14 protein-coding genes are annotated in these 14,752 nt (G+C 70.5%); 9 read left to right on the top strand and 5 right to left on the bottom strand.

The window, feature by feature from the left end:
- Window positions 1-9: 9 nt before the first annotated feature.
- Window positions 10-1,023 (bottom strand): glutamine synthetase, encoded by a 1,014-nt coding sequence (glnII, locus tag AB0K52_RS14870; protein WP_208498888.1) that lies wholly within the window; start codon window positions 1,021-1,023, stop codon window positions 10-12.
- Between the two features lie 282 nt (window positions 1,024-1,305).
- On the opposite strand from glnII, the gene AB0K52_RS14865 reads away from it, so the two are divergent.
- From AB0K52_RS14865 to AB0K52_RS14845, 5 genes are all read left to right on the top strand, one after another.
- Window positions 1,306-2,313: a hypothetical protein gene (locus AB0K52_RS14865; protein ID WP_363531596.1), complete on the top strand. Its 1,008-nt coding sequence runs from the start codon at window positions 1,306-1,308 to the stop codon at window positions 2,311-2,313.
- A gap of 206 nt (window positions 2,314-2,519) precedes the next feature.
- Window positions 2,520-2,894, top strand: coding sequence for a hypothetical protein (locus tag AB0K52_RS14860; protein WP_363531593.1), 375 nt, complete (start codon window positions 2,520-2,522; stop codon window positions 2,892-2,894).
- A gap of 84 nt (window positions 2,895-2,978) precedes the next feature.
- Window positions 2,979-3,356 carry a hypothetical protein gene (locus tag AB0K52_RS14855; protein WP_208498885.1) on the top strand — a complete coding sequence of 126 codons (378 nt, stop codon included), beginning with the start codon at window positions 2,979-2,981 and terminating at the stop codon, window positions 3,354-3,356.
- 60 nt (window positions 3,357-3,416) lie between these two features.
- The gene (locus tag AB0K52_RS14850) at window positions 3,417-3,827 is read left to right on the top strand and encodes a hypothetical protein (protein WP_363531590.1); all 411 of its coding nucleotides are present in this window, start codon (window positions 3,417-3,419) and stop codon (window positions 3,825-3,827) included.
- A 47-nt stretch (window positions 3,828-3,874) separates the two neighbouring features.
- Complete coding sequence (locus AB0K52_RS14845) at window positions 3,875-4,378, top strand: hypothetical protein (RefSeq protein ID WP_363531587.1); 504 nt, start codon at window positions 3,875-3,877, stop codon at window positions 4,376-4,378.
- A gap of 95 nt (window positions 4,379-4,473) precedes the next feature.
- On the opposite strand, the gene AB0K52_RS14840 is transcribed toward AB0K52_RS14845, so the two are convergent.
- Window positions 4,474-6,726, bottom strand: a complete 2,253-nt coding sequence (locus AB0K52_RS14840; RefSeq protein ID WP_363531584.1) for a glycoside hydrolase N-terminal domain-containing protein — start codon at window positions 6,724-6,726, stop codon at window positions 4,474-4,476.
- Window positions 6,727-6,891: 165 nt separating this feature from the next.
- On the opposite strand from AB0K52_RS14840, the gene AB0K52_RS14835 reads away from it, so the two are divergent.
- From AB0K52_RS14835 to AB0K52_RS14820, 4 genes are all read left to right on the top strand, one after another.
- Entirely contained in the window at window positions 6,892-7,266 is a 375-nt protein-coding gene (locus tag AB0K52_RS14835) for a hypothetical protein (protein ID WP_363531581.1), read from the top strand.
- A 386-nt stretch (window positions 7,267-7,652) separates the two neighbouring features.
- The gene (locus AB0K52_RS14830) at window positions 7,653-8,351 is read left to right on the top strand and encodes a hypothetical protein (RefSeq protein WP_363531578.1); all 699 of its coding nucleotides are present in this window, start codon (window positions 7,653-7,655) and stop codon (window positions 8,349-8,351) included.
- Window positions 8,352-8,598: 247 nt separating this feature from the next.
- Window positions 8,599-9,492, top strand: a complete 894-nt coding sequence (locus tag AB0K52_RS14825) for a hypothetical protein (RefSeq protein ID WP_363531575.1) — start codon at window positions 8,599-8,601, stop codon at window positions 9,490-9,492.
- A 389-nt stretch (window positions 9,493-9,881) separates the two neighbouring features.
- Window positions 9,882-11,252, top strand: a complete 1,371-nt coding sequence (locus tag AB0K52_RS14820; RefSeq protein WP_363531572.1) for an NCS2 family permease — start codon at window positions 9,882-9,884, stop codon at window positions 11,250-11,252.
- A gap of 52 nt (window positions 11,253-11,304) precedes the next feature.
- Here the strand turns inward: AB0K52_RS14820 and AB0K52_RS14815 are convergent, their stop codons facing one another.
- Genes AB0K52_RS14815 through AB0K52_RS14805 form a run of 3 tightly spaced genes read right to left on the bottom strand, consistent with a single transcriptional unit; the run spans window position 11,305 to window position 14,651 of the window.
- Window positions 11,305-12,489, bottom strand: coding sequence for an ABC transporter permease (locus AB0K52_RS14815; protein ID WP_363531569.1), 1,185 nt, complete (start codon window positions 12,487-12,489; stop codon window positions 11,305-11,307).
- Entirely contained in the window at window positions 12,486-13,355 is an 870-nt protein-coding gene (locus AB0K52_RS14810; RefSeq protein WP_363531566.1) for an ATP-binding cassette domain-containing protein, read from the bottom strand. The genes AB0K52_RS14815 and AB0K52_RS14810 overlap by 4 nt, the downstream gene beginning before the upstream one ends.
- 9 nt (window positions 13,356-13,364) lie before the next feature.
- On the bottom strand, window positions 13,365-14,651 hold the full coding sequence (locus AB0K52_RS14805) for an MFS transporter (RefSeq protein ID WP_363531563.1): 1,287 nt from the start codon (window positions 14,649-14,651) through the stop codon (window positions 13,365-13,367).
- Window positions 14,652-14,752: the final 101 nt, after the last annotated feature.

Here is a 14,752-nt window from a genome sequence, read left to right as displayed (position 1 = left end):
GGCTCGTGGTTAGACGAGGCCCTTCTTCTCCAGGGCGGAGCAGACGGTGTCGACGATCTTGCCGGTCACCAGGTAGGGGTCCATGTTGGCGTTGGGGCGGCGGTCCTCGAGGTAGCCCTTCTTGTCCTTCTCGACCTGCCACGGGATGCGGATCGAGGCGCCGCGGTTGGAGACGCCGTAGGAGAACTGGGTGTAGTGGGCGGTCTCGTGGGCGCCGGTGAGGCGGTCCGCGATGCCGTCGCCGTAGACGGCGATGTGCTCGGCGGCCTTCTCGCCCAGGGCCTCGCACGCGGCGATGATGGGCTCGTAGTCCTCGCGCATGGCCTTGGTGGAGAAGTTGGTGTGGCAGCCGGCGCCGTTCCAGTCGCCCTTGGCGGGCTTGGGGTCGATCGTGGCCGACACGCCGAAGTCCTCGGCGGTGCGGTAGAGCAGCCAGCGCGCGATCCACAGCGAGTCGGAGACCTCGAGGGCCGACGCGGGGCCGACCTGGAACTCCCACTGGCCGGGCATGACCTCGGCGTTGATGCCGGAGATCGGCAGGCCCGCGGCGAGGCAGTTGTCGAGGTGCTTCTCGACGATCTCGCGGCCGAAGATCTCGTCGGCGCCGACGCCGCAGTAGTAGCCGCCCTGCGGGGCCGGGTAACCGCCCTCGGGGAAGCCGAGCGGGCGCGAGCCCACCATGAAGGTGTACTCCTGCTCGATGCCGAACCAGGACTCCTGGCCGGCGTACTGCTCGGCGACCTCGGCGGTCTTGGCGCGGGTGTTGGTGGGGTGCGGGGTGAAGTCGATGTCCAGGACCTCGCACAGAACCAGGATCGAGTCGCCGCCGCGGATGGGGTCCGGAACGACCTTGACGGGGCGCAGCACGCAGTCGGAGGTGTGGCCCTCGGCCTGGTTGGTGCTGGAGCCGTCGAAGCCCCAGATCGGGGGCTCCTGGCCCTCGTCGAGGATCTTGGTCTTGGAACGCAGCTTGGCCGTCGGCTCGGTGCCGTCGATCCAGATGTACTCGGCCTTGATAGCCATCAGGTAGGAGCCCTTCTTGCAGTGACGCGGTCCAGCCGGGGCTCGACCGAGCCGTGGGCTGTTCCGCCACGCTCCCAAAAAGCAATTTCTCGTTCGTTGAAGTCATGTAAACAGTCTGTTAACCGCTGCTGTGCGTGAGCAATGAGGAGCTGTGAGTCCGTCTCACCCTATTTTCGGGAATAAAATCTGATTCGCCCCGTATCCCCGATCAGTCCCGTTTCGTTCTTACAGTTGCGAGCGGCGAGAACGCTCGCGCTCAGGTTCGGGACGACGGGGGAGACGATGGGACGCACCGCCGGGGGCAGCGAGGTCACTCGCCGCTTCAGCGTGCTCCGGGTCTTCCTCGGCGCCGCGCTCACCGCATTCGGCTCCCTGCTTCTGGGGGCCTTCGCGTTGGCCGCTTCCGCTTGGGCATCAGACGATTCCGCAGCATCGCAGGGCCTTGCCGCGATGACCGACCCCCTCTCCGCAGAGGTGTCCGACATGTCGCGCCTGGCCGCGCGACTGGTCCCGCAGTACCAGCAGGGACATCGGGCGGCAGCGGTGCAGGAGGAGGTCTCGGGGCTGGTGTCGGGCCTGGACGAGCCGGTGGACTCGCTGGTGGACGAGACGGACGGGGTCGTGCGCACTGCGCTGCAGGGCGACGCCTTGCCTGGCCTACTCGACTTGGATGACGAGTCTGTCGGAGACCGCACTGCCGGAGTAGTGGCACCGCTGTTGGGAAACCTCGTGAAGGGAACGGCCTCCATTGCGGACGGCCCGGCCCCCGCGGTGCCCGGTGTCTACGAGACTGTCGCGCCCTCGACCGATCCGGTCGACGCACTGGCGCGACTGGTGACCGATGGCCTGCGCTTCGGCGACGGGACGACGCCCGGGAGCGTCCCCGCCGCAGGGGCAGGACAACCGAGCTTCACCGCGCTCACAGTGCAGGCCTCCAACGAGGTGGCGGCGTCGCTCCACGGAGCGAACGACGGCCGGCCGGCCGCCGCCGCCGAGTGCCCCGCCGCAATCGTGCGGGGGACCGACCGATCCGTGGTCGAGGACGTGCGCGGCGTGCCGCGCACTTCGGCCAGACCGTGGCTGTACGACGGCCCCGGACTGCCTGACCTGAAGATCATCCCCGGTGGAGCCACCGGCTCGACCGCAGGTATAAGCGTCGACAGCGGCCACACCGCTGTCTGCGTCTCCCCGTCCGCCGCGGGGGAAGAGGTGTCACTCTCCCGCACGGTGATCGGGGAATTGGGGCGGCCGTTGGACCGCGCCGCCGAGCTGTCCGTCGCCCCAGACTAGGGCCTCCGCGCGTCGGTGCGCGGGGAACTTGAAGTCCGCCTTCAAACTCTCCCTCCGGTTGCAGTGCATGGGATCTGATCCCACGCCCCTCCGGCGTGCCGACGCGCGGAAGCCGATCGCAGCACCGCCCCTGAACGGGGCGGGGAAGACGAAGTCAAGCCGCCCGGGACCTCCGGGCGCACAACCCAAGAAGGAAAACGCAACTCATGCGCAAGGTTCTCACCGTTGCCGCCGTCGCCGCCGGCGCCGCCGCTCTCTCCGCCGCCCCCGCGATGGCCGGCAACAACTCCGGCGTCAACGCCGGTCCGGTCAGCCTGGTGAACATCGACGCCTCGAGCGCCGCCCACTGGCAGATCTGCGGCCAGAACGTTCTCGCCCAGTCCTTCGGCCAGGACTGCGACAACCGCGACCACATCGGCGAAGGCCCGCAGTCCGGCGTGAACGCCGGCGACACGTCCCTGGGCAACCTCGACATCTCGAGCGCCGCCCACTGGCAGATCTGCGGCCAGAACGTCGGCGTCTCGCCGTCGCTCGACCAGATGTGCAAGAACTACGACCACATGTCGGACTCGGCCCAGTAGCCGAAACGGCGTGAGCAAGCCCCGTCGGGCCGGCCGCAACCCGGCCCGACGGTTCCGGAAAGCATTTCGAATCGGGGGAATTTCATGCGCAAGTCCACCTACGTCCTCGCCGCCGCCGCCGGCATCGCCGCGATCGGTGCCGCCGCCTCGCCGGCGATGGCCGAGAACTCCGGTGTGAACGCGGGTCCGGTCAGCCTGGTGAACATCGACGCCTCGAGCGCGGCCCACTGGCAGATCTGCGGCCAGAACGTGCTGACTCAGTCCTTCGGGCAGGTCTGCGACAACCGCGACCACATCGGCGAGGGCCCGCAGTCCAGCGTCAACGCCGGCGACGTGTCCGCCGCGAACCTGGACATCTCGGACGCCGCCCACTGGCAGATCTGCGGCCAGAACGTCGGCGTCGCGCCGTCGCTCGACCAGCAGTGCCTGAACTACGACCACATGCCCAACACGGCGCAGTAGGTCGATTGAGGGGCGGGCCCGCCGGGCCCGCCCCATCCAACTCGAAAGGAAACACAGCTAATGCGCAAGACCACCGCTACCGCGGCCTTCGCCGTCGCCGCCGCCGGTGTCGCCGTCCTCGGTGCCGCTTCGCCCGCGATGGCCCAGAACTCGGGCGTCTGGGCCGGCCCGGTCAGCCTCGTGAACGTCGACGCCTCGAGCGCCGCGCACTGGCAGATCTGCGGCCAGAACGTGCTCACCACGTCGTACAACCAGAACTGCGACAACCGCGACCACATCGGCGAGGGCCCGCAGTCCGGCGTGAACGCCGGCGACGTCTCGGGCGCGAACGTCGACGCCTCGAGCGCGGCCCACTGGCAGATCTGCGGCCAGAACGTGCTGACCCAGTCCTTCTGGCAGGACTGCGACAACGCCGACCACATCTCGGACGGCGGCATGCCTGACAAGGGCGACGACCAGGGCGACTACTAGGTCCTGGGGCAACCTCGGGCCTGGTCGAGAAGTGTTAGGTAGAAGCGATGCGCAACACCACCATGGTCGCGGCCTCGGCCGTCGCCGCCGCTGCGGCGGCGGCCCTCACGGGCGGCGCCGCCACCGCGGCCACGCCCGACTGGCTGACGGTCGCCTCCGTGGACGACGAGCACCGGTCGATGCTGCCGGCGGTGTGCGAGACCGGCGAGACCGGCCCGCTCACCGACACCGCATGCGAGAGCCTGTTCAGCTCCGATGTCGAGGACGAGGCCGTGGCCTACGGCCGGGAGCTGCCCGAGTCCCCTGAGGGGCAGGGCATGCCCTCGCTCGTGAACATCGACCTGCGGGACTTCGCCAAATGGCAGGTCTGCGGCATCACCGTGGCGGCAGACGTCGAGTCGGCGGAGTGCGACAACTCGATACCGGGCCCGAAGGAGCCGGTGAGTCCCCAGGGCGGGATCTCGCTGGTGAACGCGGATACCACCGGAGCGTTCCACTGGTCGGTCTGCGGCATCGCCGTCGGCCAGACCGGTGAGGCCACCGACTGCTAGCGCAGCCGCGGGCCTTCATACCCAAGCGGCCGGAGCCTCATGGCTCCGGCCGCTCCCCTGTGCACCCCAGTGCACTCCTTAATCCGTTGCGCTGTTTAGAACTTCGCGGTCCAGAGCTCGCCTTCGGCGAGGCGGACCGCTTCGCCGTCGACGACGACGGTCGTGTCGCAGGCGGCCACCAGGGTCAGCTCGGTCGCCCGCCCGCCGCTCCAGGCGAGCCGCTCGAGGGTGACGCCGCCGCGGGCGCGCAGGCCGCGCACCTCCCCTTCGGGCCAGGCGCTGGGCAGGGCGGGCAGCAGGTCGAGCACGGGCGCGCCGTCGGCGGTGCGGTGGGACTGGACGAGCATCTCGGCGATCGCGGCGGTCGTGCCGAAGTTCCCGTCGATCTGGAAGGGCGGGTGGGCGCACAGCAGCGAGGCGTAGACGCCGCCGTCGGCGTACTCGCCTTCGCCGCGGAAGCCCACGGGCGTCAGGAACTCGCCGAGCAGCTGGTGCGCCCGGTCGCCGTCGCCGAGGCGGGCCCACAGGGCGGTCTTCCACGCGAGGGACCAGCCGGTGCCCGCGTCGCCGCGCGCTTCGAGGCTCTTGCGGGCGGCGTCGAGCAGTTCGGGCGCGTCCGCGAACGAGGCGCCGGGGTAGACCCCGTACAGGTGCGAGACGTGCCGGTGGTGCGGTTCGGACTCTTCGCGCTCGTCGGCCCATTCGAGGAGCCGCCCGTCCGCGCCGATCTTCGCCCCGGCCAGGCGCGGCATGACCTCTTTGATGCCTTCGACGAGCTGGAGGTCGTCGCCGTGCAGGGTCTCGGCGACCACGTCGGCGGCTTCGAGGACGAACGCGAACAGCTCGCGCACGAGGGCCGCGTCCATGCCGGTGGACTCGTCGACCGCCGAGTTCCCCTCGGGGGTGACGAATTCGTTCTCGGGGCTGGTGGCCGGGCTGGTGACGAGCGTGCCGTCCTTGCCCTCGGAGAGGCGGTCGAACGCGAACCGGGCCGCGCCCAGGGCGATCGGCAGGCGGTCGGCCAGGAACTCCTCGTCGCGCGAGAAGCGCCAGCGCTCGGCGAGGTGCATCGAGAGCCACAGGCCGGCCATGGGCCAGTTCTGCCAGCACGCGCGCCCCTGCACCGGGACCGTGGTGCGCCAGTAGTCGGTGTTGTGGTGGCAGCACCAGCCGCCCGCACCGTAGAGGCGCCGCGCGGTCTCGACGCCGGTGCGCGAGAGGTCGCCGACGAGGTCGAACAGCGGCTCGTGGAACTCGGGGAGCGCGCAGGTCTCAGCGGGCCAGTAGTTCATCTCCACGTTGATGTTCGTGGTGTAGTCGCTGTTCCACGGCGGGGTGACATGGTGGTTCCAGATGCCCTGGAGGTTCGCGGGCTGGGTGCCGGGCCTGGAGGAGCCGATGAGGAGGTAGCGGCCGAACTGGAACGCGAGCACTGCGAGGTCTTCGTCCTGGCCGCCGGCGGCGCGGCGGTGCAGCCGCTCGGCCGTGGTGGCGTCGTCGTCCACAGGCTCCTGTGGATTGAGGTCGAGCGAGACGCGCTCCATGACCTCGCGGTGCGCGGCGATGTGGGTGTCGAAGAGGGTCTGCCAGCCCGCGGCGGCGGCCTGTCCGGCCTCGGCGCGGGCGGCGTCGAGCGCGGTCGCCTCGTCGGTGTCGGAGCGCAGGGCGAGGTAGACCTCGACGCTGCGGCAGCCGGTGAAGCGGTGGCCGCCTTCGGTTCCGGCGATGTCGCCGTCGCAGCGCAGCTGGGCGCTGAGGCCGAGCCGCCGCACGCCTTCGGTGCGGGAGTAGTCGGGGACGCCGCCGACGACGCTCACGGGCGCGCGGCCGGTGACGTCGAGTTCGGCGGCGCCGACGGTGATCGTGCCGCCTTCGTGCGGCCATTCGAAGCGCAGGTCGAGGTCGAAGGGCGTCTCGGCGGTCCAGCGCAGGGCGATGACCTGGTGGACGGCGGAGGCGAAGGCCTCTTGGCGGACGCGGCCGCGCTCGATCGTGGCGACGCCGTCGCGCAGATCGAGTTCGCGCCGCTCGGCACCGGCGTCGTCGGAGTGGGTCGCGACGAAGGCGCCGGCGGGCTGGTAGGCGTCGCACTCCTGGCCGGTCATGCCGGTCACGAGCCGATCGGCGGCGACGTAGTCGCCGCGGCGGACCGCCTCGGCGGCCTGGGCCGCGAGGCCTTCGGCGCCTTCGGGGACGCTCCATGAGCCGTCGCCCGCCCAGAAGCCGTCCTCGTTGAGTTCGATCCGGGGGCCCCAGAGCATCGCGCCGATGCGGCCCTCCCCGATCGGGAGGCCTTCGTGCCAGGCGTCGGGGGCGGTGTCATAGGTGAGCTTCAATGCTGCTGCCATGCGCAAGATCCTATAGGATCTCCGGCCTTTGTCCAGTCCGGGTGTCCAGGCCGGCGGGGGTGATCGGCGGCGCTACAGCGTTCTTATCGTCCATTTCGGACCGAAGAACCCCTGGGCATCGGTACATTCCCCTCTGCAATCGACCGACAACGGAAGGTAGTCGATATGCGACACACGGTCAAATCCATCACTACGGGCGTCGTCGTCTCCGCGGGGGTGCTCGGGGCCTTCGTGCTCCCTTCGCCCGCCCTCGCCGCGGTCGAGACGATCTTCCTCAACCCCGGCAACGTGCCCACCACCGCCGCCGGGTTCGAGAAGCAGTCCTGCGACAACATCCCGCCCGACGACATCGCCAAGACCGAGGACGGCTGGGTGTTCGTCCTCCCCGAATCCGCCGGGGCCGAGGGCAACTTCATCTCGGTGACCGCGCTCTTCGAGGACGGCGACGGCGACCCGCACGTCCTCGGCACCGCGACCGACGGCGGCATCGTCGACGGCTCCGGCGACAACAAGGCCTACATCGTCTCGCCCCCGGGCTAGACCCTCATCGACGCCGAAGCCGAGGTGGAGGACCCCGACGACGGCGCGTTCTTCAACCTGACGCACGCCTGCCCGGGCAAGCCGCGCGGCGGCTTCCCGCGCTAGCGCTCCGCGGCGCCGGAGCCTGATCGCCTCCGTCGCGCCGATCACGGCAGCGAGTGCCCCCGCGGCCCCCCGCGGGGGCACTGCCATGTCCGCGCTGCTTCACCTGCGGCGCAGCCACCTCGACGCCCCGACTCCGCGACGCGCTGCCACACCGCCGCACGGCCCTGCTCCGTTACCTGAATGTGCTGCAACCTCATGTTCTCCACAGGCGTGATGGGAGTGCCCATCACGAATCCGGCACATTCGCTTCCTCTGGCAGATGAAAAACGGAGCGTCCCCAAGTGGAACTCAAGCAATCCTTCAAGCAGGCCGGCCGCTTCGGCCTCGTCGCGGCCGCGGGCCTGGTCGGCTCCCTCGCCGTCGCCTCGGCCGCGCAGGCCGCGATCGTCACCATCCCCATCAACCCCGGGAATGTGCCCACGACCGCCGGGGAGTTCGAGAACTCCTGTGAGAACCTGCCCGCCGACATCGCGGCGGACGTCGACGGCTGGGTCTTCGTGCTCCCCGCCGCCGCCGGAGCCGAAGGCAACTTCATCTCCGTGACCGCCACGTTCGAGGACGCCGAGGGCGACGAGCACGTCCTCAGCACCGACGGCGACGGCGCGATCGTCGACGGCTCCGGCGACAACAAGGCCTACATCCTGGCCCCCGCCGGCTGGACCCTGGTGGACGCCGAGGCCGAGGTCGAGGACCCGGACGAGGGCGCCCAGTTCAACCTGACCCACACCTGCCCCGGCGAGCCGGGCGAGGAAGAGCCCAGCAGCCCCGGCGAGGAGCCGTCCTCCCCCGGCGAGGAGCCCTCGAGCCCGGGCGAGGAGTCCTCGACCCCCGGTGAGGCCTCGACCAGCCCCGTCGGCTCGACCCTGCCGACCACCGGCACCCCGCTGACCATCGCCCTCGTCTCCGCCGCGGCCCTCGCCGCGGGCGGCGCCGCGATCTACATGGTCATGCGCCGCCGCCGCGAGGCCCAGGACTGGTAGCCCGCGAAGCGCACTGACGCCGCCCCCGGGAACCTCCCCGGGGGCGGTGTCGTTTCTGCGGCGGTTCGAGACGTTAACGCAGGTCAGCCGTTCGGGTGAGCTCAGAGTCGGCCGAAAGCGGCGCAACGCGCCCGCACCGCCCGGCGTTAAAGGAGTGCCCATCCTCGAATGCGGTTCCACCGCAGACGAAACGGTTGAAATCCGGCGCTTTCGACCGCTCCGCTCCATACCCATCACGGAGACCGCCTTGCGAATCACACGTCGCCACACGACCCTCGCCGCCGCTGCCGGCGCGGGCCTCACCGGAGCCCTCGCGCTCGCCTTCGCCGTTCCCGCGCTCGCGGACGGCTACGACACCATCTCGATCAACCCCGGCAATGTGCCCACCACCGCCGCGGGCTTCTCGGACCGCAGCTGCGACCAGATCCCGGGCGACACCGCCGACTGGCTCGACGGCTGGGTCTTCGTCCTGCCGAACTCCGTTCCGGCGGAAGGGAACTTCAAGTACATCGAGGCCGTGTTCCAGGACGAGGACGGCAACGTCCTGCGCTACGACACGAACGCGGACGGCGGCATCGTCAGCGGCAGCGGCGACAACAAGGCGTACATCATCACGCCCGCCGGCCTGACCCTCATCGACGCCGACGCCGAAGTGGACCTCGTCGAGGACGACAAGGGCAAGGGCGGCAAGGAACCGCAGTTCAATCTCACCCACACCTGCCCGGCCACCGAGGACGAGCCGGACGAGGAGACCCCGTCCGAAGAGCCCACCACGGAGGACGAGCCGTCCAGTCCCGACGAGCCCTCCAGTCCCGGTGAGGAGCCCACCACGGAAGAGGAGCCCTCCAGCCCGGGCGAAGAGCCCACCACGGAGGACGAGCCGACCAGCCCCGGCGAGGAGCCGACCACCGAGGACGAGCCGACCAGCCCGGGGGAGCAGTCCTCGAGCCCCGGCGAGCAGTCCTCCAGCCCGGCCGCCACGACCTCGGTGCCGCAGCAGTCCACGACCAAGCCGGGCTCGTCGCTGCCCGTCACCGGTTCGCCGCTCGCATGGGTGCTCGCCGCCGCCGGCGTGCTCCTGGTGGCCGGCGCGGTGATCCTCGTGTTCATGAGCCGCCGCCGCGGCGCCGAAGAGGCGTAGCGGCCGTTACCCAACTGTTATGCAACCGGCCGAGTCGCCGTCGCGTTTAGCAGTTGTCTCAAGGCAGGAAGCCCGATTCGTCGGGTAGAGGCACGCGACTACCGCCCGCTGCTTGACGGTGCGGTCCTTGTCGAGCCCCCGGAATCCTGCCACCGGGGGCTCGACCCTAAGTCGACGCCCCGGAGCCGTCCCCCCCTTGGCTCCGGGGCGTCGCTTGTTTTCCTCGTCATATCGGGTGCGTAAAACTCACATTCGCAAGACCCGAGCACTTTCCTCTCCGCGGCGGACCCGGTACATTACCCGCAGGTTCAGTACCTGCCCCGTTACCCTGTTTTCCGAGGTGCCAGCTGCCCGGCATCGCCTCACGCCCGCACAGGAGTGCCCGCCACATGGCCACCGACGCCACAGAAGAGAAGCAGGACGCGCCGCAGACCGGCCGCGTCGACCGGTTCTTCGGGATGACCGAGAACAAGACCAACTGGAAGCGCGAGGTCCTCGCCGGGACCACGACCTTCCTCGCGATGGCGTACATCCTCGCCGTCAACCCCGGCATCCTCAGCTTCGGCCTCTCCGCCGCCGGCGTCGACGCGCCGAACCCCGGCGCGGTCTTCACCGCGACCGCGCTGGCCTCGGCCCTCGGCTGCCTCATCATGGGCCTGTGGGCCAGGTACCCGATCGCCACCGCGCCGGGCATGGGCCTCAACGCGTTCTTCGCGTTCACCGTGGTCCTCACCCTCGGCATCCCGTGGCAGACGGCGCTGACCGGCACGTTCGTGTCGGGCGTGCTGTTCTTCATCCTCGCCGTCACCGGTGCGCGCGAGGCGATCGTGAACGCGATCCCGGCGCAGCTGAAGCTCGCGGTCGGGGCGGGCATCGGCCTGTTCATCGCGTTCATCGGCCTCAAAGGCGGCGAGGTCGTGGTCGCCTCCGAGGCCACCTTCGTCACCATCGGCGACTTCACCGACGGCACGGTGCTGCTGACGGTCTTCGGCCTGCTCGTGACGGCCGTGTTCATGGTCCTCGGCTGGAAGGGCGGCGTCTTCTACGGGATGCTCGCCACGCTCGTCGTCGGCGTCGTCACCGGCGTCATCGACCTGCGGCTCGCCGAGGGCTTCACCCCGAACCTCGACTCGTTCGGCGCGGCGTTCACCGGTTTCGAGGACGCGTTCACCGTCCACATGATCGCGGTCATCCTGACCATGCTGTTCGTGGACTTCTTCGACACCGCCGGGACGCTGTTCGCCGTCGCCGGGCAGGCCGGGCTCGTCAAGGACGGCAAGCTGCCGCGCGCGGGCCGCGCCCTCGCCACCGACTCGATCGCCACGTCGGCGGGCGCGGTGCTCGGCACGTCGACGACGACCGCGTACATCGAGTCCACCGCGGGCGTCTCGGTCGGCGGCCGCACCGGCCTCACCGCGGTGACGACCGGCTTCTGGTTCATCGTGTCGCTCGTGGCCTTCCCGGTGTTCGGCCTGGTCGCCAACAACCCGGCGGTCACCGCGCCCGCGCTCATCGTCGTGGGCGTGCTCATGGCGAAGGCGCTCGGCGAGATCGAATGGGCGAAGCTCGAGTACGCGATCCCGGCGTTCCTCATCGTCGCCGCGATGCCGCTGACCTACTCGATCTCGAACGGCATCGCCCTGGGCCTGGTGTTCTTCCCGATCATGATGGCCGCCAAGGGCCGCTGGCGCGATGTGCACCCGATCGCGTGGGTGCTCATGCTCGCCTCGGCCGGGTACTTCCTCTTCCTGACCGAGTAAGCGGACAAGCCGAAAGGGCCCGGGATTCGATCCCGGGCCCTTCTCCGTGCGCTTACGCGGCGCGGCGCAGCGCCTCCGAGAGCTTGAGGCGCGAGCCGGTGAAGAGCACGCTGCGCTTGTACAGCTGCGCGCCGAGCGCGAGCGCCCCGGCGGCCGCGAGGGCGAGGAGCCCGGCGGAGAGGCCGATCTGCCAGGCGGGGACCTCGGCGATCGCCATGCGGGTGGGCATCGCGATGGCCGAGAACGGCGGCACGAGCGAGAGGATCTCGGCGAAGGTGCTGGTGGGCGCGTTCAGCAGGAAGATCGCGCCGATGTAGCTGACGGTGAGCGACATGATGAGCGGGGTCAGGACCGACCCGGACTCCTCCTGGCGCGACACGAGCGAGCCGACGCCGCCGGCGAGGGTCCCGAAGAGCGCGAAGGCGATGAGCCACCAGCCGACCGTGGAGACGGCCGCCGAGGCGGTGCCCGGCGGCAGGTCCGAGAGCATCCCGGTGGCGGCGGAGACGCCGAGGCCGACCGCGACCATGGCGACGAGGTTGACCAGGGAGATCACGCCGAGGCCGATGACCTTGCCGCCCAGGAGCTGCCAGGGCTTGAGGCTGGTCAGGAGGATCTCGACGATGCGGCTGGACTTCTCCTCGACGACGCCCATGGCGATGTACTGCACCGGGGTCATGAGCATCATGAACATGATGATGGAGATGATGAGCCCGGTGAAGTAGTCGAGCGGGCCGGTGACGCCGCCCGACTCGAGGGTCACGAACTCGAGGGGCTCGACGCTGAGCGCCCCGGCGATCTCCTGGTCGGAGAGGCCGGCGTTCGCGAGGTTCGTCTGGACGCTGGCGGCCTGCCAGGCGGCGTCGAGCCGGGTCTCGAGCTCGTTGCCGACGCCGTCGCGGCTGTAGAGGGACCCGTCGGCGACGGCGGCCTCGACGGCTTCGTCCTCGACGGCCTGCTCGGCTTCGGCGGCGGTGCCGTAGACGGTGATGTCGAAGCCGCCCATGGCGTCGAGCTGGGCCTGCATCGCGGCGGCGTTGGCGCCGGCGAGGCCGATCTTCTCGTCGCCCTCGTCCCCGCCGATGAGGGTGGGGAGCGCGGCGAGGGCGCCGACGATGACGACGGTGATGATGAGGCTGACGATGTTGGCCTTGGACAGGCCGCGCACGCGGATCTCGCGCCCGGCGACGAGGAGGAGGCCCCGCAGGCGGGAGGGCTCGGGGTTCGGGGCGCTCATCGGGTCACGGCCTCTCTGAAGATCTCGGCGATGGTCGGCTGGTCGTAGGCGAAGTGGGTGACGCGCCCGGCGGCGGCGGCGATGCGCAGCACCTCCTGGTCGTCGGCGTCCTCCACGAGGTAGTCGTCGCCGTCGCGGGTGACGGCGCCCGGCAGCGCGGCGGTGAGGTCCTCGCCGGTCTGGACGCTGACGCGCAGCTGCTTGACCTCCTTGGCCTTCAGCTCGTCCACGCCTCCGGCGGCGATGATCCGGCCGTTGCCGATGATGACCACGGAGTCGCAGAGGCGTTCGATGAGGTCGAGCTGGTGGCTGGAGAAGATGACGGGCGCGCCGGCGGCGGCGCGGTCCTTGAGGGCGGTGCCCATGACGTCAACGGCGAGCGGGTCGAGGCCGGAGAACGGCTCGTCGAGGATGAGCGCCTCGGGGTCGTGCACGAGCGAGACCGCGAGCTGGACGCGCTGCTGGTTGCCCAGGGAGAGGTCCTGCACGAAGTCGCCCGCGCGGGCGGTGAGGTTGAGCTGGTCGAGGAGGTCGGCGGCGGAGCGCCGGGCCTCGGCGCGGCTCATGCCGTGCAGCTCGCCGAAGTACGCGATCTGCTCGCCGGTCTTCATCTTCGGGTAGAGGCCGCGCTCGGAGGGCATGTACCCGAAGCGGCGGCGGTGCTCGACCCCGAGCGGCGAGCCGTTATAGACGATCTGGCCGGAGTCGGCGGCGAGCACGCCCATGGCGATGCGCATGGTGGTGGTCTTCCCGGCGCCGTTCGCGCCGACGAACCCGACCACTTCGCCGGGGGCGGCGGTGAGCGACACGCCGTCGAGGGCAATGGTGTCGCCGAACCGCTTGTGCAGGTCCTTGATTTCGAGCATGGCTTCACCCTAGGGCGCGCGGCGGGCCGGATCCTCCGCCTTGAGGGGGATTCCGGCCCGGCCGCGTTCATTCGCGAGGAGTAATCGAGTCCGCTTCGGGAGCATCCCGAACGCCTTGAGCGTGAACAGCCCGACCAGGAGCGCGGTGACCGACAGCAGCAGCAGGCCGATCGTGTAGTCGCCGTTCGCCTGGTAGTTCGCGCCCATGATGAGCGGCGGGAAGTACCCGCCGAGGCCGCCCGCCGCGCCCACGACCCCGGTGACGCCGCCGACGCGGGCGGGATCGACGAGCTCGGCGACGAGCGCGAACACGCCGCCGGCGCCGAGGCCGAGGAACAGGGCCATGAGGACGAACGAGGTCCCGGCCGGGATCTCCAGCGGCGGCTCGAACGCCAGGATGACGGCCATGACCGCGGCGCCGAAGAACGAGGTGAGGCAGACCTTGAGCGGCCCGACCCGGTCCGAGAGGACGCCGCCCGCCGGGCGCGCGACCACGGCGGCCAGGCTGAACCCGGCGGTGCGCAGGCCCGCGTCGGTCTGCGAGAGGCCGTACTCGGCGACCAGCATCGTCGGCAGGTAGGTCGAGAACGCCACGAAGCCGCCGAACGCGATGGCGTACAGCAGCGACATCTGCCAGGTGACCTTGAGACTCATGACGCCTTTGAGGCGCGGCAGCGCCGGCTCGGTCGAGGCCCGCCACTGCGGGGCGTCGCGCGCGCACATCCAGACCACGACGCCCATGACGGCGAGCGCGCCGCACATGACCAGGTGCGTCGGCAAGAGCCCCAAGGCGTCCACGAGGCGCGGGGTGAGGAACGCCGAGAGCGCGGTGCCGCCCATGCCCGCGCCGAAGACCCCGGTCGCGAAGCCGCGCCTGGAGGGCGGGTACCAGGCGTTGACGAACGGGATGCCGACCGCGAACGAGGTCCCCGCGATGCCGAGGAGGAACCCCGAGACCAGCAGGGCCGCATAGGAGTCGCCGGAGAGGCCGACGAGGAGCACCGGGACGATCGCGGCGAAGCACGACGCGGTGAGCATGGCACGTCCGCCGAACCGGTCGGTGAGGATGCCCGCCGGGATGCGCCCGACCGCGCCCACGAGCACGGGGAACGCGACCAGGATCGACGTCTGCGCGGCGTCGAGGTCGAGCCGGTCGGCGTAGGTCTTCGAGAGGGGGCCGATGAGGTTCCACGCCCAGAACGTGAGCGCGAACGCGGCGGTGGCGAGGGCCAGGTTCGACCCGGCCCCGCGCTGCACGGCGGTCTCGGCGGCCGCGGTCCGTCCGGCGGTGCTCATCTGCAGGGCCTCCTCGCGGGGCGGAACGAGCGCGCCGCCGCTGACCGGAGCGGCGGCATCGGCCCCGAGCACAGTATGCCGATTAGTCCTCTTTGCTGGGT

It is taken from the genome of Glycomyces sp. NPDC049804 (assembly GCF_040674615.1).
GTDB classification, from domain to species: Bacteria; Actinomycetota; Actinomycetes; order Mycobacteriales; family Micromonosporaceae; genus Glycomyces; species Glycomyces niveus.
Note: the sequence above shows the minus strand (reverse complement) of the source record. Positions and strands in the feature narration are given on the sequence as shown.

Coding starts and splice junctions, on each gene's coding strand:
- AB0K52_RS14865 (WP_363531596.1), top strand. CDS start 1,306: ATGGGACGCACCGCCGGGGGCAGCGAGGTCACTCGCCGCTTCAGCGTG.
- AB0K52_RS14805 (WP_363531563.1), bottom strand. CDS start 14,651: ATGAGCACCGCCGGACGGACCGCGGCCGCCGAGACCGCCGTGCAGCGC.
- AB0K52_RS14845 (WP_363531587.1), top strand. CDS start 3,875: ATGCGCAACACCACCATGGTCGCGGCCTCGGCCGTCGCCGCCGCTGCG.
- glnII (WP_208498888.1), bottom strand. CDS start 1,023: ATGGCTATCAAGGCCGAGTACATCTGGATCGACGGCACCGAGCCGACG.
- AB0K52_RS14850 (WP_363531590.1), top strand. CDS start 3,417: ATGCGCAAGACCACCGCTACCGCGGCCTTCGCCGTCGCCGCCGCCGGT.
- AB0K52_RS14855 (WP_208498885.1), top strand. CDS start 2,979: ATGCGCAAGTCCACCTACGTCCTCGCCGCCGCCGCCGGCATCGCCGCG.
- AB0K52_RS14835 (WP_363531581.1), top strand. CDS start 6,892: ATGCGACACACGGTCAAATCCATCACTACGGGCGTCGTCGTCTCCGCG.
- AB0K52_RS14820 (WP_363531572.1), top strand. CDS start 9,882: ATGGCCACCGACGCCACAGAAGAGAAGCAGGACGCGCCGCAGACCGGC.
- AB0K52_RS14860 (WP_363531593.1), top strand. CDS start 2,520: ATGCGCAAGGTTCTCACCGTTGCCGCCGTCGCCGCCGGCGCCGCCGCT.
- AB0K52_RS14815 (WP_363531569.1), bottom strand. CDS start 12,489: ATGAGCGCCCCGAACCCCGAGCCCTCCCGCCTGCGGGGCCTCCTCCTC.
- AB0K52_RS14810 (WP_363531566.1), bottom strand. CDS start 13,355: ATGCTCGAAATCAAGGACCTGCACAAGCGGTTCGGCGACACCATTGCC.
- AB0K52_RS14840 (WP_363531584.1), bottom strand. CDS start 6,726: ATGGCAGCAGCATTGAAGCTCACCTATGACACCGCCCCCGACGCCTGG.